The organism is Embleya sp. NBC_00896 (assembly GCF_045207785.1).
Taxonomy (GTDB): domain Bacteria; phylum Actinomycetota; class Actinomycetes; order Streptomycetales; family Streptomycetaceae; genus Embleya.
Map to the genome: position 1 here is coordinate 4,623,827 of NZ_CP108776.1, position 19,670 is coordinate 4,643,496.

Genomic DNA, 19,670 nt, shown 5'->3' on the forward strand with positions numbered 1-19,670 from the left:
ACGGGGTGAGTCCCGCCCCGACGAAGGGAGCACAACCTGATGAGCAAGGCCAAGACACGACTCGCTACAGCCGCGATCGGCGGCATGCTGGTGGCGGGTGGCACCGGCATGATCGCGCTGGCGCCCGCCGCGCAGGCGGCCGACCCGGTCAAGGTCAACATGACCTGCAAGATCCCGTTTCCGGCGGGCTCGCCGGACGTCACCGACGACTTCAACATCGCGGTGGAGATGCCGACGGCCAAGACCGCCCCGGGCGGCACGGCCACGGTCAAGGTGTCCATGGGTGCCACCCCGGTCAAGGGCCCGCTGACCTTGCCTGCTCCGGTGGACTTCACCGCGACGCTCGACGCCAAGGCGTCGGGGGGTTCCACCGATGCCCTGAAGCTCGAGGGCGAGACCGGGAAGGTCTCGGTCACGGAGGGGCAGCCGATCACGCTTCCCCCGTTCAACGCGAAGATCAAGGTGCCGTCGAACGCCACGGGCGACATCGAGCTCACCCCGACCAAGTTGGTGCTCAACGCGGGCGGTCTCGATGTGCCGTGCACCGTGAACGGCGCGCCCAAGCTCGGGAAGCTGCCGGTCGACGCGGGCGCGACCCCGCCGCCCACGACGACGCCGCCCACGACCGAGCCGCCCGGTACCCAGGGACCGCCGAACGGCAAGGAGGTGACCATCGAATACAAGTGCAAGACCGTGGTCGAGGGCTTCCCGATCGAGATCCCGGACACGACGCCGACCTATGCCGCCACAATCACCGTCGCGAGCACGGCCAAGAAGGGTGACAAGCTCGACATCTCGGCGAAGTTCAAGGACAACGTCGTCGGCCAGGCGCCCGCGTCGCTGCCGATGGACAACATCGAGCTGACCTTCACGCCGACCTTCAAGGTCGACGTGGAGGAGGGCAGCAACAAGAAGTCGATCGACCTGACCGCCCCGGCGAAGACGATCACGGTCAACAAGGGTGACGCCCTGATCCTGGACGGTCCGGTCACGGGCAAGTTCGACGTCTGGGGTGGCGGCGACTTCACGTTCAAGCCCGGTGAGCTGAAGGTGGCCACCTCGGCCAAGGTCGGCACGCTCAACGCCAAGTCCACCACCACCTGCTCGGTCACCAAGACCACGGTGTCGGCCACCCTGAAGGCGACCGGCGACCAGGGCACGCCGCCCGCGAACTCCGAGACGCCCTCGCAGACCCTCTCCCAGACCCCGACGGGCAACAACAACCCGGGCGACCTCGCGAACACCGGTGCCGAGGGTGACGGCATGACCGCGTTCGCCATGGCGGCCGGTACGGCCGTGCTCGGCGCGATCGCGCTGATGCTGTTCGTGCCCTACCGCCGGCGCATGCGCAACCAGATCTGACGTTCCGTCGGTTCCCGGTTGTAACAAGCGCGGTGGATGAACTCCATGGCACAGAAGGGTCCTCCGGCCGGTCCTCACCCGGCCGGGGGGCCCTTCGGCTATATTCCGCCACCTCGGTACATCCCCACCCCACCCGCACCAGCGCGACACCGACAACTCCCAGGTCACCGGCGTCACGCAGGTCACCCACGAGAAGGAACGCGACACCCGATGGCTCTCTCGGCTCCACGCATAGCGAGCGCCGCCCTCGCACTGGGCTGCACGGCCGGCACGGCGCTCGCGCTCGCTCCGCCCGCTGCGGCGGAACCCCTGACCGTGCAGGTGCACTGCGTCATCCCGCTCGACCAGCCCCCCGTGGACGGCCCGCAGCAGATCTCGCTCGACGGCCCGACCGATCCGGTCCGCCCCGGCGACAAGGTACGGATCAAGGTCACCCTCGGCGGCAGCCCCGCGACCAGCCCGCTTCCGTTCCCGGGGACGCCGCTGACGCCGTCGATCCAGCTCGTGCTCTCCGGCGGCGCGGCCGGCGAACTCACGCTCCAGGGCCCGAAGATGCGCGTCGACATCCCGGGCACGCCGGCGCAGATCGTGGTGCCGCCGTACGAGGGCGAGATCACCGTCCCGCTCGACGCCCGCGGCGACATCATGATCGCCCCGGGGAAGATGGTCACCAGCACCGCCATCTTCGGCGACCAGATCACCACGTGCTTCCCCGCGAGCCCGGCGCCGCCCGCGCTGACCCTCAAGGTCGACCTGCAGGACAAGGGCCTGGACGGGCCGTCGGGCCGCGCCGATTCGCAGTCCCCCGCGCAGGCGCCGGTGTCGACGCTCGCGCAGACGCCGCCACAGCGCGCCGAGAGTCCCGCCGCGGACCCTGCCGCCCTCGCGAAGGAGGCAGGCAAGGCGACCGGCGACGCACAGGCCGCACCGGCCGGGGACGACGACGGCATGTCCGGCGCGACGATCTTCGCGATCGTGTGCGGCGTGCTGATCCTCGCGATGGCCGTGGCGACGATGCTGTACTCGTGGCGCCGGCACGAGGAGGACGAGTGAGGCGATCCGGGGGAGCGGGAGCCCGGTCGGCGTCCTGGGATCGGGGAAAAATCCCCCTCGGATTCCCCACCGATTCCCGGTGCCCGAAGGTCTGTCGGCCGGAGCTCGTCAACCTCACGCCGATGGCTCAGTAACATCAAGGTCATGACCCGCGTACTGCTCGCCGAGGACGACGCATCCATCTCCGAACCGCTCGCGCGTGCGTTGCGCCGAGAGGGCTACGAGGTCGAGGTGCGCGAGGACGGCCCAAGCGCTCTTGAATGCGCCGCGCAGAGCGGGGTGGACCTGCTCGTCCTCGACCTCGGTCTACCCGGCATGGACGGCCTGGAGGTGTGCCGGCGGCTGCGTGCCGAGGGGCACGGCTTCCCGGTTCTGGTCCTGACCGCGCGCGCCGACGAAGTGGACACCGTGGTCGGCCTCGACGCCGGCGCCGACGACTACGTCACCAAGCCGTTCCGGCTGGCCGAACTGCTCGCGCGCGTGCGCGCCCTGCTCCGCCGCGGCGCCGCCGATGTCGGCCAGGGCGTGCACGGCGTGCGGATCGACGTCGACTCGCATCGCGCGTGGATCGGCGAGGACGAGCTCCAGCTCACCGCCAAGGAGTTCGACCTGCTGCGCGTGCTCGTGCGCGACGCGGGCCGGGTGGTCACCCGTGACCAGCTCATGCGCGAGGTCTGGGACACCACGTGGTGGAGTTCCACCAAGACGCTCGACATGCACATCTCGTGGCTGCGCAAGAAGCTCGGCGACGACGCGGGCAACCCCCGCTACATCACGACCGTGCGCGGCGTGGGCTTCCGCTTCGAAAAAAGCTGACGGGACCCACCTTGCGTCGCAGGCTCATCAACACCACGCTCGGCGTGGTCCTGGTCGTCGTGGCCGTGCTCGGCGTGCCGCTCGCGTTCGTGGAGACGCACGCGATCGAGACGACCGCGAGCGACAGCCTCAAGGCCGAGGCCGCGCGGGTGCTGGAGGTCGTCGAGCTGCGGCTCGCGTCCGGTGAACACCCCGACGCCGATCTGCTGCACCGGCAGGTCGAGCCGCATCGCTACGCGATCGTGAGCCTGCCCGGGCAGCCCGACCTGGTGATCGGGCGCAAGCCCTCCGGCCGGCTGTTCGAGGAGCCGATGACCGGCGAGACGGGCGAGCGGGTCGTGGTCGGCGAGTCGCGGGACCGGGTCACCGGCAAGATCCGCGAATCGCTGCTGCTGATCTTCGGCGTCGCGCTGCTCGCGGTCGCCGCGGCCGCCGCCCTCGCGGTGTGGCAGGCCCGCCGGCTGGCCCGGCCGCTGACCGACCTGGCCGAGACCGCCGAGCGGCTCGGCTCGGGCGACCCGCGCCCGCGGCATCGCCGGTACGGAGTGCCCGAACTGGACCGGGTCGCCGAGGTCCTGGACCAGAGCGCGGAGCGGATCGCGCGGATGCTCACCGCCGAGCGCCGGCTGGCCGCGGACGCGTCGCACCAGCTGCGTACGCCGCTCACCGCGTTGTCCATGCGGCTCGAGGAGATCATCGCGACCGAGGACCCGGAGACCGTCAAGGAGGAGGCCGCGATCGCGCTCTCCCAGGTCGAACGGCTCACCGATGTGGTCCAGCGACTGCTCACCAGCAGTCGGCGCGGCAGCGCCGGGCGCGACCCGCGCAACATGTCCGCGGTCACCGTGCGGGTGGACGACGTGATCCAGCAGCAGATCGACGAGTGGCGGCCCAACTTCCGTGAGGCCAAGCGCAGCATCCGGGTCGAGGGCGAGCGCGGCCTGACCGCGGTCGCGACGCCGGGGGCGCTGTCCCAGGTGCTCGCCACGCTCGTCGAGAACACCCTCATGCACGGCGCGGGCGCGGTGAACATCCGGACCCGCACCACCGGCACGTCGGTCGTCGTCGAGGTCGAGGACGAGGGCCCGGGCGTCCCGGACGAACTGGGTGCGCGGGTCTTCGAGCGGGCCGTCAGCGGCCACAACTCGACCGGTCTGGGCCTGGCCGTCGCCCGCGACCTGGCGGAGGCCGACGGCGGCCGATTGGAACTGCTCCAGCAGCGTCCACCGGTGTTCGCGGTCTTCCTGGGCGCCCATCACGACTACCCCGTCGACTGATCGGGTGCCGCCCCGGCCCGCCACGCCCCAGGACACGCCCTAACGGGTCGTCTTGGCTTCCTCGTCGACCAGGCGGGCCGCGGCCGCGTCCACCCCGATGTCGTCCGACTCGACGTGCTCCGGCGGCACGACCACCTGGACCGGCTTGCGGTCGCCCTGGTGGGCCCCCGTGAACACCCACGTGCGGTACGACCAGAAGCGGAACAGCGTGCCCAGCGGCAGACCCACCGCGTACTTCGCGACGTTGTCGGCGAGCAGCGAGGGATACCCGAGCCAGTAGTGCGAGATCGCCACCGTGCCGGCCTCGATCGCCATGCCGACCCCGCTGAACACCATGAACAGCACGAACTCGCGCCGCGTGTCGGTGGATGTCCGGTGCCGGAAGGCCCAATAGCGGTTGCCGAGGTAGTTCACGATGATCGCGACCGCCGTCGAGATCATCGACGACCGCACCGAGGCCAGACCCAGGTGGTTGCGGCAGATGTTGAACACGATCACGTTGACGATCACGCCGAACCCGCCCACGGCGCCGAACTTCAGCGTCTCGTGCAGCAGGTGCCCGACCCGGTCGTACCAATCGCGGAGCGCCTTCACGACATGCCACCTTCGACGACCGGTACGGCTTCCGGTCGTTTGTGCTTGAACACCCAGGTACGGAACGCCCAGAAGCGGAACAGCGTGCCGAGCGCCATGCCGATGATGTTCGCCGAGATGTTGTCGGCGAGCTTGCTCTCGTAGCCCATCAGGTTGTGCGAGACGAAGACGCTCGACGCCTGGATTCCGGCCGCGATCGCGCTGAACACGAAGAACAGCGTGTACTCGCGGCCGACGCCGGTGCGGTCCCGCTCGCGGTAGGTCCAGTAGCGGTTGCCGATGTAGGCCACGATCGTGGCCGGGATCGACGACATGATCTTCGCCGCGACCCCGCCCATCCCGAGCGAGAGGCCGAGGTTGAACACCAGCACGTCGACGGCGTAGGCGAGCCCGCCCGCGACGAGGAACTGCACGACCTCGGAACGAAAGCGTGTGATTCGGCTCGGCGGCGGCCCGGGGTCCGCGTCGGGGCGGGTGCTCACGGGCGAAGTCAAGGACGCTCCTCTGGCACCGCGGGTGCTACCGGCATGACGATTCACCTGACGAGGGTATCCGCCGTTGCCGTTCGACATCGGCGGACGGTCTCCCGCTCGTTGCTGACTCTTTACCGGAACATCTCCCAACACACATGTCACACGTTGCTCAGGGCCGTTCGGGGGTACCACTCCCACGCCTGCCCCGAACGCCCGCCGGCACGCCCACGGGCGCGGGGTCGGTACCCTTCCCCCGTGACGTTCCCAGTCGTCGGCATGGTCGGCGGCGGCCAGCTCGCCCGCATGACGCATCAGGCCGCAATCCCGCTCGGTGTGCGCTTTCGCGTGTTCGCCGCCTCCCCGTCCGAATCCGCAGCCCAGGTCGTCGGCGACGTCGTGCTCGGCAGCGAGGACGACCTCGCCGACCTGCACCGTTTCGCGCAGGGCTGCGACGTGGTCACCTTCGACCACGAACAGGTCCCCACCGCGCTCCTGACGGCGCTGAAGGCCGACGGGGTCGCCGTGCGCCCGGGCCCCGAGGCGCTCGTGCACGCCCAGGACAAGGGCGTCATGCGGGCCAGGCTGGCCGAGATCGGCGTCCCGTGCCCGCGCAACCGGATCGTGGCCGATCCCGCCGACGTCGCGGCGTTCGCGGCCGAGGTGGGCGGCTGGCCGGTCGTGCTGAAGACCACGCGCGGCGGCTACGACGGCAAGGGCGTGTGGATCGTGCGCGGCGAGCAGGACGCCGCCGTGCCGTTCGCCGCCGGGGTGCCGGTGCTCGCCGAGGAGAAGGTCGACTTCGCCCGCGAGCTCGCGGCGTGCGTGGTGCGCTCGCCGCACGGCCAGGCGGTCGCGTACCCCGTGGTCGAGTCGATCCAGGTCGACGGCGTGTGCCGCGAGGTGATCGCGCCCGCGCCGGATCTGGCGCAGGAGCGCGCGGTCGAGGCGCAGCGGATCGCGCTCACCATCGCGGGCGAGCTGGACGTCACCGGCCACCTCGCGGTCGAACTGTTCGAGACGAGCGACGGCCGGATCCTGGTCAACGAGCTCGCGATGCGTCCGCACAACAGCGGCCACTGGACGATCGACGGCGCGGTCACGTCGCAGTTCGAGAACCACCTGCGGGCCGTGCTCGACCTTCCGCTCGGCGACCCGCGCGCCCGCGCGCCGTGGACCGTCATGGTCAACGTGCTGGGCGGCGACTACCCGGACATGTACCACCCGTACCTGCACGTGATGGCCCGCGATCCCGGGGTCAAGGTGCACATGTACGGCAAGGACGTGAAGCCCGGCCGCAAGGTCGGACACGTCACCGTGTGCGGTGACGACCTGGACGACGTGCGCGAGCGCGCTCGGCACGCCGCCGACTACCTCCGAGGGGACATCACCGAATGAGCACGCAGCCCGTCGTCGGCATCGTCATGGGATCCGACTCGGACTGGCCGGTGATGGAACTCGCCGCGCAGGTCATGGACGAGTTCGGGGTCGCCTACGAGGCCGACGTGGTCTCCGCGCACCGGATGCCGCAGGAGATGATCGCGTACGGCACCGAGGCCGCCGGGCGCGGCCTGAAGGCGATCATCGCGGGCGCGGGCGGTGCCGCGCACCTGCCCGGGATGCTCGCGGCGGTCACGCCGCTGCCGGTGATCGGGGTGCCGGTGCCGCTCAAGTACCTGGACGGCATGGACTCGCTGCTGTCGATCGTGCAGATGCCCGCGGGCGTGCCGGTGGCGACCGTGTCGATCGCGGGTGCGCGCAACGCGGGGCTGCTCGCGGTCCGGATGCTCGCGGCGCACGACCCGGTGCTGCTCGACCGGATGACCGCGTTCCAGGCCGACCTGAAGGCGCAAGCCACCGAGAAGGGGCGCAAGCTGCGCGAGCGGGTCGGCGCGGCCGGGTCGTCCTCGGACACCGGACGGGCTTGAGCGGCCCGTCCGGCGCGGCGGGCCGGGCCCGGCCGGTGGACGGTCAGTGGCGGGCGGTGCCGGTCATGGTGATCCGCTGGAGTTCGACGGCCGAGCAGCGGTCCATGACCATGTCCAGGCCCGCGTCGCGGACCCGGGTGTAGGCCTTCTCGTCGATCACGTCGAGCTGGAACCACACGGCCTTCGCGCCGATCTTGACGGCCTGGTCGGCGATGTCGCCGGCGTGGTCCGAATTGACGAACACGTCGACCGCGTCCACCGGGAACGGGATCTCGGCGAGCGTGGCGTAGCCCTGCTCGCCGTGCACGGTCTCCGCCTTCGGGTGCACCGGTACGATCCGCTTTCCCCACTGGCGGAGGAACGCGGCTACTCCATATGCGGCGCGGTGGGAGTTGGTGCTGAGCCCCACCACCGCCCAGGTGTGAGTGTCGAGGATCCGTCGGATCGTGGCCTCGTCGCCGTACGGCATGCTGATGACCTCGCAGTCCTTGTCTCGCTGCTCGCGGTGCCCCCCGACAGACGGACGGCGCGACGCCGTCAGCCGGGTGAGTGTGCCCCCGGGGCGGGCCGGCTACTCAGGGGCGACCGAGTGCCCGGTAGGTCCATCCTGCGCCGCGCCAGCGCACGGGGTCGAGGGCGTTGCGCCCGTCGAGTACGCGGCGCTCGGCGACGATCTCGCCCAGCGCGGCCGGATCCATCTCGCGGAACTCCGGCCACTCGGTCAGATGCAGCACCACGTGCGCCCCGCGAGCGGCGTCGAACGCGGTCTCCGCGTACGTCAGGCCGGGGTACATCTTGCGGGCGTTGTCCATCGCCTTGGGGTCGTACACGGTCACCTCGCCGCCCTGGAGCTGCACCTGGGCGGCGACGTTGAGCGCCGGCGAGTCGCGGATGTCGTCCGAGTTGGGCTTGAAGGCGGCTCCGAAGACCGCCACCCGGCGGCCCAGGAAACTGCCGTCGCACTGCTCGCGGGCGAGGTCGACCATCCGGAACCGACGGCGCATGTTGATCGCGTCGACCTCGCGCAGGAACGTCAGTGCCTGGTCGGCGCCCAGTTCCCCGGCCCGGGCCATGAAGGCGCGGATGTCCTTGGGCAGGCAGCCGCCGCCGAAGCCGAGGCCGGCCTTGAGAAAGCGCCCGCCGATGCGCGGGTCGAGCGCGAGCGACTCGGAGAGCTGCTCGACGTCGGCGCCGGCGGCCTCGCACACCTCGGCCATCGCGTTGATGAACGAGATCTTGGTGGCCAGGAACGAGTTCGCGGCGGTCTTGACCAGCTCGGACGTGGCGAAGTCGGTCACCACCATCGGCACGCCCTCGGCGAGCAACGTCGCGTACACCTCGCGCAGCACGTCCTCCGCGTGCCGCGAGCGCACGCCGATCACGAGCCGGTCCGGGTGCAGGGTGTCCTGGACGGCGTAGCCCTCGCGCAGGAACTCGGGGTTCCAGGCCAGCTCGACCGCGACCCCGGCCGGCGCGAGCTCGGCGAGCCGGGTGGCGAGCCGCTCGGCGGTGCCGACCGGGACGGTGGACTTGCCCACCACCAGGCACGGGCGCTCCAGCAGCGGGCCGAGCGTGTCCACGACCGCGTCGATGTAGGACACGTCGGCGGCGAACTCGCCCTTGCGCTGCGGCGTGTTCACGCACACGAAGTGCACGTCGCCGAAGGCCGCGACCTCGTCGACGTCGGTCGTGAAGCGCAGTCGCCCCGACGCGACGTGCGGGGCCATCAGCTCTTCGAGCCCCGGTTCCCAGAACGGCACCCGTCCGCTCGCGAGGGTGGCCACCTTGTCGGGGTCCACGTCCATCCCGAGTACCTCGAATCCCAGCTCGGCCAGGCACGCCGCGTGCGTGGCGCCCAGGTAGCCGGTACCGATGACCGTGATGCGGGGTGCCACGTACGTCACCTGACTTCTTCGTCGGGATGGAGCGGACCTTGGTGGACCGGGGACGGACGGCGTCCGCAATGGATCGTATCCGCCGGGATCGGGGCGCCGTCGCCCAACCGGGACCGAGATGAGACGGGCGCCGAGCGGGTACGGCTGAATAATTGTCGGCGCGTATGTTGTTTACTGAGCGGTAATAAAAATCTTCATGTCGAGAGGCAGGCACCCGTGGCCGGACGTAAAGACTTCGACCTCTTCCGCGTTTCCGAGGAGCACGACATGCTCCGCGAGTCGGTCCGCGCGCTCGCCGAGGCGAAGATCGCTCCGCACGCCGCAGAGGTCGACGAGCGGAGCCGATTCCCGCAGGAGGCGCTCGACGCGCTCACCGCCAACGATCTGCACGCGGTCCACATCCCCGAGGAGTACGGCGGCTCGGGCGCGGACGCGCTGGCGACCGTCATCGTGATCGAGGAGATCGCGCGCGTGTGCGCGTCCTCGTCGCTGATCCCCGCGGTCAACAAGCTCGGCACCATGCCGGTGATGCTGTCCGGGTCCGAGGACCTCAAGCGGCGCTACCTCGGCGCGGTCGCGCGGGGCGACGGCATGTTCTCGTACTGCCTGTCCGAGCCCGAGGCGGGTTCGGACGCCGCCGCGATGAAGACCCGCGCGGTGCGCGACGGCGACTCGTGGGTGCTCAACGGCGTCAAGCGCTGGATCACCAACGCGGGCGTGTCCGAGTTCTACACGGTGATGGCCGTGACCGACCCCGAGAAGCGCTCGAAGGGCATCTCGGCGTTCGTGGTCGAGAAGTCGGACGAGGGCGTCTCGTTCGGTGCCCCGGAGAAGAAGCTCGGCATCAAGGGCTCGCCGACGCGCGAGGTCTACCTCGACAACGTGCGCATCCCCGCCGACCGGATCATCGGCGCCGAGGGCACCGGCTTCGCGACCGCGATGAAGACGCTCGACCACACGCGCGTCACGATCGCCGCCCAGGCGCTGGGCATCGCGCAGGGCGCGCTGGACTACGCGAAGGGGTACGTGCAGGAGCGCAAGCAGTTCGGCAAGGCGATCGCCGATTTCCAGGGCATCCAGTTCATGCTCGCGGACATGGCGATGAAGCTGGAGGCGGCCCGCCAGCTCACCTACGCGGCGGCGGCCAAGTCCGAGCGCGGCGACGCCGACCTGACCTTCCACGGCGCCGCGGCCAAGTGCTTCGCGTCCGACGCGGCGATGGAGATCACCGTGGACGCGGTCCAGCTCCTGGGCGGCTACGGCTACACCCGGGACTACCCGCTGGAGCGGATGATGCGCGACGCGAAGATCACGCAGATCTACGAGGGCACGAATCAGGTGCAGCGGATCGTGATGGCCCGCAACCTGCCGCGTTGACGCATGGCAATCTCGATGTAGTCGGCCGCCCCGAGTAACCGTCCACGAGGACGGTATCCACCGGGGCGGCCGATCGATGTCGCGGGCCGCCGACGGGGACATCTGCGGCGCCGAGTCGTGCTTGCGCAGGCGGATGCCGGATGCCGGCATCGGTCTTCCTCCGGGACGGAGACGACGTCGGTGGAGTTGCTCGTGAGATGGCCGGGCGGGCATGGCCGCCCGGGGACGGCGGCCGTTCGCCCATCCGTACGCACGGCCGGAACCTTCTCCGGGGCGCGTCGTTGGCGACGGCATGATCATCACAGGCAGTCGTACGTCCATCGTTGTGTCGGCCGGATTCGCCGGTCTCGTGCTCGCGCTTTCGCCCGTTGCCGCGCAGGCGCACACGCTCGATCGCGGCATGGATCGCGCCGGGGGTGACCGGATCTCGATCGATCGCACCGTGCGGGTCGGGGAGGACGGCGCCGTCACCGTCTCCGGCACCTACCGGTGCTCCGGGCACAGCGGCACCGTCCTGGTCGGCGGCAAGGTGCGTCAGCAGGGCCGGGACGCCTCGATCGGCGGCAGCGTCGCCACCTGTGACGGGAACGAGCACAGGTGGAGCAACACCGAACAGACCCGCGTCGCCATCGAGCCCGGTGCCGCCCGCGGCGAGGCTACCCTGCTCGAACTCGAACCGACGGGCGGCGTCATCCCGCTGCTGCCCAACGTCCTCGCGACCCACGCGCGCGACGTGGTCGTCGAGCGCGGGTAGGCGGCTCGTCGCCCGGGCCCGTCGCGCGGTCCCGGGCGACGATGCTCAGTCCTGCGTCAACTCCGCCCGCAGCTTCGTCACCTCGGACACCTCCGCCGCCTCCGCCACGTCGGCCGCCGCGCACACCGCGAGCGCCGCGTCCAGCCTGGCCACCGCCGCCGGGCGCTCGTCCAGGCCGAACGCCTCGATCCGCGCGGCGAGTTGGACGGCGTCCAGATACGCCTCCGTGTCCTCGGGCAGGAGCGGTTCGAACGCGGTCGCCGCCCGGTCGGCCGCGTCGCGCGCGGGCGAGAGCCGGTCAGCCCGGGCCAGCAGGTGGGCGAGCTGGTGCTGGGTGCTCGCGTGCTCGGCCGCCACCATTGCGGGATCGTGCTCGTCCGCGGCGCCGGCGAGCTCGCGCAGCGCCTCCCCGAACAGCGCGATCGCGCGGTCCACGCCCGACGGGTCCTCCCGATCGGTGCTGCCCGCGATGTTCCACGCCTTCGCCCGCAGCGCGCGCACCGTCTCGCGGAGATCCCCCTCGGCGCGCAGGAGTTCGATCGCCCGCCCGAACGCGGCCTGGGCCTGCGGCGCCATCCCCGCGTCGTCGAGCGCGTGCGCCGCCGCGACCGCGATCTCGGCCTGGACCGCGCGTTCCGCGACCTTCGTCGCGGCCTCGGCGGCCATCGAGAGGTGGCGGGCCGCCTCCCGGTTGTCGCCGAGCCGGCGCAGGCACAGGCCGAGTGCCCACCGCTCGTGCAGCGCGTGCTCGGCCCCGTGGTGCTCCTCGACGTCCGGGAGCAGCTCCTCCAGGATCGCGGCCGCCTCCGCGTCGCGCCCGAGGCCGAACAACATCCGCACCGCGCCGCTGCGGCACGCCACGGCCATCTCGGGGTCGCCCTCGTCGTCGAAGACCTGCGCGGCCTCCAGCGCGTACGGCAGCGCGTCCTCGGGCCGGTTCTGCGCGCCGATCGCGTTGGCGAGCATCGTCAGCGCGTGGCCGGCCGGGAACTGCGGCTCGGTGAAGAAGGCCGCCGTCTCCAGCGCCCCGCGCATGTCCGCCTCGGCCGCCGCCGGCTCGCCCAGGTGCATCTGGACCTGGCTGCGCAGGAACAGCGGTCGACAGGCCAACCAAGGCCGTTCGGCCTCGCGGCAGAGCGCGATCGCGGCGCTCAGGTCGGCCTCGGCCGCCGCCGTGCGATCCGCTCGCAGCAGACGCTCGGCCCGGATGTGCAGCGCCGCCGCCTGACGGTGCTTCAGGTCGTGGTCACGGCCCAGATCGTGCAGCTCGGTGAGGAGTTCGTCGACGTCGTCGGCCTCGGTCGCCATCGCGACGATCGCGCGGTGGTGCAGCACCAGCGCGAGCGGTGCAGCGTCGGCGAGCCCGTCCCGCAGCAGCTCGGCGGCCCTGGCCCGGGCGGCGTCGAACAGCTCGTCGGCGTCCGGCTCCTCGCCCCGGAACCGGGCCATCGCGATCCGCACCTCGGCCCCGACCGCACGCCCGGGCGCGTCCGCCGCCGCGTAGCCGGCCGCGGCCCGCACCAGCTCCGCGACGCCGGCCGCGAACTCGCCCTCCTCGACCAGCTCGACACCCCGCGCCTCGGCGATCGCCGCGAGCGCGAACGGGTCCACCTCCAGCCCCTCGGCCCGCGCGGCCGCCGCGTAGTCCCGCCAGGCGGCCTCGGAACGCGGATGTCCCTGCTCGTCCAACTCGCGTGCGTGTGCCAGCAGTTCGCCAGCGTCGCCGCCCGCCTCGACGGCCGGGGCGGCCGGCTCGATCGATCGGGGCTCGGCCACCTTGACCGAACGCAGGCCCAACGGCAGCGACTTCGCCACCGGCGCGGCCCCGAGCCGCTTGCGCACCCGCGTGGTCACCGCGTCGTTCCCGTTGCGCGCGTCGAAACGCGCGGTGATCTCGAACAGTTCGCGCTCGACCGTGTCGCGCAGCGCGCCGGCCGAGGTGTCCTCGAAGACCACCAACTCGGGCCCGCCGACCGCGACGAGCCGGCGCAGCAGCACCGCGACGCCCGCGAGGAAGTCGGAGTGGTCGGACGGGTCGCTCTGCGGGCGCTCCAACCACGCGCGGTGCTCGGCGAGGATCTCGATCCCGCGGCCCTCGTTGCCGGTCAGCGCGCAGAACTCGATGTGCTCGGCGACGGCGCCGTACGTGCTGACCTTGCCGCGCACCGAGCGGTAGCCGCGCAGGTGGTGCGCCCGCGCCTCGTCCGGCCTGCCCTCGCGCACGAGCGGCAGCATCGAGGTCGCGAGCGAGATCTGCGGCTCCTCGGCGCAGGTCAGCGTTCCGGCCAGGGTCGGGGCGAGCAGTTCGAGCGCGTCCGCGTCGGTGCCGCGCGCGATCAGCCAGCGGGCCTGCTCGCGCCGCTCGCACGCGTCGCAGTCGGCGAGCCGATCGCGATCCGCCGCGAGCCACGCGTCGAAGGCGACGGCGCTCTCCGCGTCGTCCCCGAGGTGTCGCGCGAGGTAGAACCGGCTCTGGTGCACGGGCCGCAGGCTGTGTCCGGCCGTGCGGTAGCGGCGTTCCATGTCCGTGAGATAGCCGCGGATCGCGGGCAGCGGAACCTCGGGCACCGACAGCAGCGAGCTGGTGATCCACTTGAGGTCCCAGAACAGATGGTGCGTCAGCTGCTCGTCGAACCCCTCGGGGTGCTCGTCCCACAGCTTGAGCAGCCGCGACAGCGGGACCGGCGTGCGCGGCGACTCGCCGCCGTAGTTGTACGCGGTGATCAGTCGCAGCAGCGCCCACGCGAGGTTCGCGTCGCTGCCCATGCGCTCGGCCACCACGACGAGTTCCTCGGCCCGGGCGGAGCGGCCCTTGCCGTACGGCAGTTCCTCGTTCGCGTCCAGCGCGGCGAAGAACCCGGCGTCGTCACGGATTTCCATCGAAAGCTTCCTATTCACCGGGGTTCGGCTGGTGGACGGCGCGCTCGAGCAGGCCCAGGAACGAGCGGCCGAGCAGGCCGGTCTCGGCCGATGTGAGCGGCCGGTGGCTGAGCAACAGCGCCTGGCCGTACAGCCCTTCGACCGCGGCCCGGGCCAGCTCGGGGTCGCCGAGCCCGGCGATCCGGCGGACCAGCGGGTTGAGGTGGTTGAGCACGAGCTGCGCGCGCGGGCCCTGGCCGCGAAGCGAGCCGAGGATTCCCGACCAGAGGTCGTCGCCGCGCCCGGCCGCGTCCTGCTCGGCCTCGGCCCGGCCCCGCTCGCCGCGCGCGTCCCGGCCGTCGAGCAGCAGCGCGGGCACGCCGACCGGCTGGAAGGTGCGCAGCGACACGTCGCACGAGAGCGGATCCAGCGCGGCGCGCGCGTGCGCGAGGAAGGCGGCCGCCGCCAATTCGGCGGCCGGGTCGACCGAGTCCAGGTGCGCGGTCACGGTGTCCGGGTCGAGCTCGGCGACGGTCGTGCCGGGCCGGATGTCGGGCAGCCGGTACACCAGGTCGAGGTCGTACGTGTAGCCGCCGTTGACCACCCCCAGCCCGGCCGCCGCCGCGATCGGCGCGACCTGCCGGTACTCCTCGACCGAGGACGTCACGTGCACGACCGGGTGCCGGCGGGCGAACTCGTCGAGCGCGATCCGCCCGTCGGTGGTCTCGAAGGGCAGCCACGGCAGCACCAGTCGCAGCAGCTCGTTGTCGTGCCGGGCGAGCGCCTTCACGCCGAGGTGATGCACACTCAGGAACCGTGCCAGGCGTGCCTGGTCGTGCGCGGCGACGTCCGCGAGCCAGTCCCGGATGTGCCCGCCGAGCGCCTCCCGCACGCCGGCCAGCGACTCGTCGTCGTACAGGCTCTCGCGGGACGCGGTGGGTCGCAGCGTGTCGGTGTCCACGACGCAGCGCACGAAGAACGCCCAGTCGGGCAGCAGCCCGTCGGCGTTCTCGGTGAGCAACATCCCCTTGAGGTGTACGCGGTGCTTGCCGCGCATCGCCGGGCTGACCGCCTCCGGCAGCACGAACGCGGCGCCGCGCACGCCCGCGAGCGGCACGTCCAGGTCGATCACGTCCAGCGGCGTGAAGCCCAACCGGGACTCGCAGTAGGCCGTGAGCGCGGCCCGGCGCAGCCCGGCCGTCGGGTAGGAGCGGTCCCAGACCGCCGGCGTTTCGGTGATCGGCGTGCGGTCCGCGCCGGCGACGACGGTGACCTCGTACGGCAACAGCGCGCCGAAGTCGCGGGCGAGCTCGATCACCCGCTCGGCGGTGAACCACTGCTCGCTGCCCCGACGCGGCGTCAGGAACACGGTGGTGCCCGGCTCCCGCCGCTCGATCGGGTCCAACGTGCGGACCGTGTACCGGCCGTCGGAGCCGGCCTTCCACTCCACGGGCGGCGCGTCCACCAGCGCCGAGCGGGTCACCACGGTGATCTCGTCGGCGACCACGAAGCACGCGAGCAGCCCGATGCCGAACTGCCCGATGTAGTCCCGGCGCGCGCTCTCCAGCGCGTCCCGCTTGGAACTGCGCCCGATCGTCGCGAGGAAGCGGTGCACGTCGGCCTCGGTCAGCCCGACGCCGGTGTCCTCGACCCGAAGCCCGCCGCCCTCGACGGTGATCGTGATCGCCGCGGGGGCGTCCGGGGTCGCGGAGCGCCGCGCGGTGACCGCGTCGACGCCGTTCTGCAGCAGTTCGCGCAGGTACACGCGGGGACTGGAGTACAGGTGGTGCGACAACAGGTCGACCAGACCGCGCAGATCGACCTGGAAGGTGTGGTCTGCGGCGGGTATCGCGGCGTCGTTCATACGGGGTTCGTCACCTCGGGGCAGGTTCGCCGGCCGGTCCCGGCCGAGTGCTGATGGTACGAAACGGCGGGGACAGGCGGCGAGTCACTCCCGGGGCCGGAACCTGGTCGCAACCGGGCCGGACCCCCGACCGGCTCCGACCGGACCGGTCCGGAGCGAGCCTCCGAACCGGTCCCGGCCGCGAGGGAACGTGCGGCCGCCGGCCTACTTCTTCGGCGAATCCACGGTGCGCCCGTCACGCAGTGCCTGGAACAGCGCCTTGGCGCCCTTGTCGTCCCACAACACGGTGGACATCTTGCCCACGGTGTAGTCCCGATTCGCGATCGGCACCGTCGTGCTGACGCCGTTGCCGCCGGACAGACTGCCCATGTCCTTGAACAGGCCGTACAGGTCGAACAGGCCGGCGTCGTCGTCCACGATCACCGAGCCGAGCGAGGCGTCGGCGACCGGGAACGCGCTGAACGGGTTGAGCAGGATGCCCGGTGACTTGGCCTTCTTCGCGATCGCGCCGAGGAACTGCTGCTGCCGCTCCATCCGGCCGATGTCCTGATTCGCGTCGAAGTGGCGGGCCCGGACGAACGAGAGCGCCTGCGCGCCGTCGAGCGTCTGGCAACCGGCCTTGAGGTCGGCGCCGGAGTCCTTGTCCTGGATCGGCTTCTTGAGGCAGATGTCCACGCCGTCCATCGCGTCGACGATGTTGTTGAAGCCGCCGAACCCGATCTCCGCGTAGTGGTCGAGCCGCATGCCGGTCGACATCTCGACGGTCCGCGCCAACAGCGACGCACCGCCCAAGTCGAAGGCCGCGTTCAGCTTGTTCTTCTGCGGCTTCACGGTCTTGCCGTTCTTCTTGTACGCGGGGATCTCCACGTACGAGTCGCGCGGCAGGCTGATCAGGACGGTGCCGCCCTTGCCCTTGTGCAGCAGCATCATCGAGTCGGTGCGCTTGCCCGCGGCCTTGCCCGTGTGCAGCTTCTTGCGGTCCTCCGCGTCGAGCCCCTCGCGGCTGTCCGAGCCGACGATCAGCCAGGTCGTGCCCGCGGACGCCTTGGGCCGGCCCTCGTAGTTGTCGAGCACGTCCTGGTGCCGGATCTGCGAACTGGCCCAGAAGTACGTGACCGTGCAGAACACGATCACCAGGACGACGAAGACGCCGAGCCCGATGAGGATGCGTTTCTTCCAATTGACCGGGCCGGCCGCACGCCCCGAGCCGCGGCGCGACGGGCCGCCGGGGCCGCCCGGACCGCCGGGGCCACGGGGTCCACCCGGACCGTCGGGGTCGTCGGGGCCGCCGGGACCCGCCGGCGACCGCTGCGGAGGCGGCCCCACCGGTGCCGGCGGCGCGCCGTGCGCACCGCCGATCGGCGGCTGGGGCGGGTAGCCGTCGGGCGCCTGTACCGGCATCGCGCCGGCCGGCGGCCCACCCGATTGCGGTGGCAGCACCGCGGTCGGGTCGGCGTCCGGCGCCGGCGGATAACCGCCGGGCGTGTGGCCCGCGGGGCGGGCCGGAATCGTTCCCGGAGGGGGCTGCTGCGGCTGTTGGTCGCCATCCGCCCATCCCGGCGGCCAATTGTTCATGGGATCGAAGCTTTCACTCGATCAGCCCTGAAGCAACCGAAAGCCCATCTCATCGACCATCTGTTCCACAGTTGATGCTCACTTCTTACACGAGACCTCGTCGCCGGATTTGGCGGAGTATGCCGGATTCGGCGTCGCGGTGTCGGCGGGCTGCTCGGTGGGCACGTTGCCGACCCGCACCTGGGCCGCCCCGGCGTACGACGAGCCCGCGATGACCTCGATCGTCCGGCCGAGCCCGGTCACCGGTTCCAGGACCGAGCCCGGGAGCGCGGCCTGGACGGTCTTGACCGAGCGGTTCCACCTTGGGTCGAACCGGATGATGGTGCGCACGCCGTCGGTCGCGGTCGAGTTGCGCGGCGCGCCGACCATCGCGAAACCCGCGCCCTTGAGATCGTCGTGGACGCGCGTGCCCAGGCCGGACGTGGCGGTGCCGTTGTAGACCTGTACCGAGATCTCGTTCGGCGCGACCTCGACCGGCACGGGCCCGGAGGACACCGGGGCGTTCGTCGCGCCCGGTGTGTCGGCCTTCGGCGGCGCGATCAGGTCCTTGTCGTCGCGGATCGCCTGGAACAGGCCCCGCGCCTTCACGTCGTCCCACAGCACCGTCGAGCCCCAGTCGGGGACCTGGTGGTCCATGCTCTTGAGCGGCACCTGCGCGTAGGTGACGCCGGAGTTCGACAGGTTCTTGAGCTTGCTGCCCAGGTCCAGGAAGTTCTGCGGGCTCATGCCCTCGTCGACCTTGATCGAGCCGAGCACCGCGTCGAGCACGTTCTTGAGCTTCAGCGGGTCGGTCAGGGTGCCGGAGGCGGTGGCCTTCGCGAGCACCTGCGTCATGAACTTCTGCTGGCGCTGGGTGCGACCGATGTCGCCGGTCGGGTCGCTGGCGATGTATCGGGCCCGAACGAACTGCAGGGCCCTGACGCCGTCCAGCTTGCTGGTGCCGGCGGGCAGGTCGAGGCCGGACTTGGGGTCGCGCAGCGGTTTGGGCGTACACATCTCGATGCCGCCGAGGGTGTCCACGACGCTCACGAACGACAGGAAGTTGACCTCGATGTAGTGGTCGATCCGAATCCCGGTGGCCTGCTCGACCGTGGCGACCGTCAGCGGCGGCCCGCCCAGCGTGTAGGCCGCGTTGATCTTGCCCTTGGAGGGGCCGCGCTGCTGGCCGGTGGCCTTGTCCCGGTGCGCGGGGAACTCCACGTAGCTGTCCCGCGGCAGGCTCGTGATCGTCGCGCGATCCCGTTTGCCGTTGAGGTGCACGATCATCAGCGTGTCGGTGCAGTCGCACGACTCCCCGCCGGCGTGCAGCTTCTCGAGCGTGGACTTGGGGATGCCGGCGCGGTTGTCCGAGCCGACGATCAGAAAGTTGAGGTCCTTGCCCGAACCGGTGTCCGGTCGGTTGTCGAGGCCCTTGAACGGGTCGATCCGTTCGATCTTCCCGTCGAAGTGCTTCACCCAGGCCCAACCGATGCCGCTGCTGACCAGAATCGCCGCCGCGAGCACGCCGGTGACCAGGACGAACCAGTTGCGGCCGACGTTGCGCCCGCTCCGGTCGCCGTTCGTGGTTCGCGCCGGGGACCGGCCGCCTGTCGTCGCCATGGGTGCGGTTGTCCCTCCTCGCGGGCCGTTCTCGTCCGACCGTTCGGTGCGTACCGTCCCGGCGCGCCGTGTGGATGCCATCCGTACCCGCGTACACCCAAAGGACGCCTGCGCGTCGCGCCGCGGTTGCGGTGGGGCGTCGAACCACGGTAAAGCGGGACGGACCGGGAATCGGGACGGCACGCCGAGGGCCGCACACCATCCCCCAGTCGGTCGGTGCCCGCCGACGGGTCCGTTCGCAGTACGC

At 71.3% G+C, this 19,670-nt stretch carries 16 protein-coding genes; 8 read left to right on the forward strand and 8 right to left on the reverse strand.

The window, feature by feature from the left end; translation table 11 throughout:
• Positions 1-39: 39 nt before the first annotated feature.
• The 4 genes from OG928_RS21080 (at position 40) to OG928_RS21095 (ending at position 4,508) form a co-directional block, all read left to right on the forward strand.
• Positions 40-1,362: a hypothetical protein gene (locus OG928_RS21080; RefSeq protein WP_406286062.1), complete on the forward strand. Its 1,323-nt coding sequence runs from the start codon at positions 40-42 to the stop codon at positions 1,360-1,362.
• Positions 1,363-1,572: 210 nt separating this feature from the next.
• Positions 1,573-2,415: a hypothetical protein gene (locus tag OG928_RS21085; RefSeq protein WP_406286065.1), complete on the forward strand. Its 843-nt coding sequence runs from the start codon at positions 1,573-1,575 to the stop codon at positions 2,413-2,415.
• 144 nt (positions 2,416-2,559) lie between these two features.
• On the forward strand, positions 2,560-3,231 hold the full coding sequence (locus OG928_RS21090) for a response regulator transcription factor (RefSeq protein WP_406286067.1): 672 nt from the start codon (positions 2,560-2,562) through the stop codon (positions 3,229-3,231).
• A gap of 11 nt (positions 3,232-3,242) precedes the next feature.
• On the forward strand, positions 3,243-4,508 hold the full coding sequence (locus tag OG928_RS21095; RefSeq protein WP_406286069.1) for an ATP-binding protein: 1,266 nt from the start codon (positions 3,243-3,245) through the stop codon (positions 4,506-4,508).
• 39 nt (positions 4,509-4,547) lie between these two features.
• On the opposite strand, the gene OG928_RS21100 is transcribed toward OG928_RS21095, so the two are convergent.
• On the reverse strand, positions 4,548-5,102 hold the full coding sequence (locus OG928_RS21100; protein WP_406286071.1) for a GtrA family protein: 555 nt from the start codon (positions 5,100-5,102) through the stop codon (positions 4,548-4,550).
• Positions 5,099-5,596 carry a GtrA family protein gene (locus OG928_RS21105; RefSeq protein WP_406286074.1) on the reverse strand — a complete coding sequence of 166 codons (498 nt, stop codon included), beginning with the start codon at positions 5,594-5,596 and terminating at the stop codon, positions 5,099-5,101. The genes OG928_RS21100 and OG928_RS21105 overlap by 4 nt, the downstream gene beginning before the upstream one ends.
• A gap of 234 nt (positions 5,597-5,830) precedes the next feature.
• Between OG928_RS21105 and OG928_RS21110 the strand changes: the two genes are divergently transcribed.
• Both OG928_RS21110 and purE read left to right on the forward strand, forming a co-directional pair.
• Positions 5,831-6,970, forward strand: coding sequence for a 5-(carboxyamino)imidazole ribonucleotide synthase (locus OG928_RS21110; RefSeq protein WP_406286076.1), 1,140 nt, complete (start codon positions 5,831-5,833; stop codon positions 6,968-6,970).
• Positions 6,967-7,500: a 5-(carboxyamino)imidazole ribonucleotide mutase gene (purE, locus tag OG928_RS21115; RefSeq protein WP_406286078.1), complete on the forward strand. Its 534-nt coding sequence runs from the start codon at positions 6,967-6,969 to the stop codon at positions 7,498-7,500. Before OG928_RS21110 ends, purE begins: the two co-directional genes overlap by 4 nt.
• Before the next feature lie 43 nt (positions 7,501-7,543).
• Here purE and OG928_RS21120 read toward each other — a convergent pair whose 3' ends face one another.
• Positions 7,544-7,969 carry a CoA-binding protein gene (locus tag OG928_RS21120; protein WP_406286080.1) on the reverse strand — a complete coding sequence of 142 codons (426 nt, stop codon included), beginning with the start codon at positions 7,967-7,969 and terminating at the stop codon, positions 7,544-7,546.
• Between the two features lie 106 nt (positions 7,970-8,075).
• Positions 8,076-9,395 carry a UDP-glucose dehydrogenase family protein gene (locus OG928_RS21125; RefSeq protein ID WP_406286083.1) on the reverse strand — a complete coding sequence of 440 codons (1,320 nt, stop codon included), beginning with the start codon at positions 9,393-9,395 and terminating at the stop codon, positions 8,076-8,078.
• A gap of 216 nt (positions 9,396-9,611) precedes the next feature.
• Between OG928_RS21125 and OG928_RS21130 the strand changes: the two genes are divergently transcribed.
• Positions 9,612-10,772, forward strand: a complete 1,161-nt coding sequence (locus OG928_RS21130; protein ID WP_406286085.1) for an acyl-CoA dehydrogenase family protein — start codon at positions 9,612-9,614, stop codon at positions 10,770-10,772.
• Between the two features lie 292 nt (positions 10,773-11,064).
• Positions 11,065-11,526, forward strand: coding sequence for a DUF6299 family protein (locus tag OG928_RS21135; protein WP_406286086.1), 462 nt, complete (start codon positions 11,065-11,067; stop codon positions 11,524-11,526).
• A 45-nt stretch (positions 11,527-11,571) separates the two neighbouring features.
• On the opposite strand, the gene OG928_RS21140 is transcribed toward OG928_RS21135, so the two are convergent.
• From OG928_RS21140 to OG928_RS21155, 4 genes are all read right to left on the reverse strand, one after another.
• Positions 11,572-14,406, reverse strand: coding sequence for a hypothetical protein (locus OG928_RS21140; RefSeq protein ID WP_406286088.1), 2,835 nt, complete (start codon positions 14,404-14,406; stop codon positions 11,572-11,574).
• Between the two features lie 10 nt (positions 14,407-14,416).
• Positions 14,417-16,249 (reverse strand): HSP90 family protein, encoded by a 1,833-nt coding sequence (locus tag OG928_RS21145; RefSeq protein WP_406286090.1) that lies wholly within the window; start codon positions 16,247-16,249, stop codon positions 14,417-14,419.
• 204 nt (positions 16,250-16,453) lie between these two features.
• The gene (locus OG928_RS21150) at positions 16,454-17,824 is read right to left on the reverse strand and encodes an LCP family protein (RefSeq protein WP_406286092.1); all 1,371 of its coding nucleotides are present in this window, start codon (positions 17,822-17,824) and stop codon (positions 16,454-16,456) included.
• Between the two features lie 78 nt (positions 17,825-17,902).
• Positions 17,903-19,423: an LCP family protein gene (locus OG928_RS21155; RefSeq protein WP_406286094.1), complete on the reverse strand. Its 1,521-nt coding sequence runs from the start codon at positions 19,421-19,423 to the stop codon at positions 17,903-17,905.
• Between the last annotated feature and the right edge of the window lie 247 nt (positions 19,424-19,670).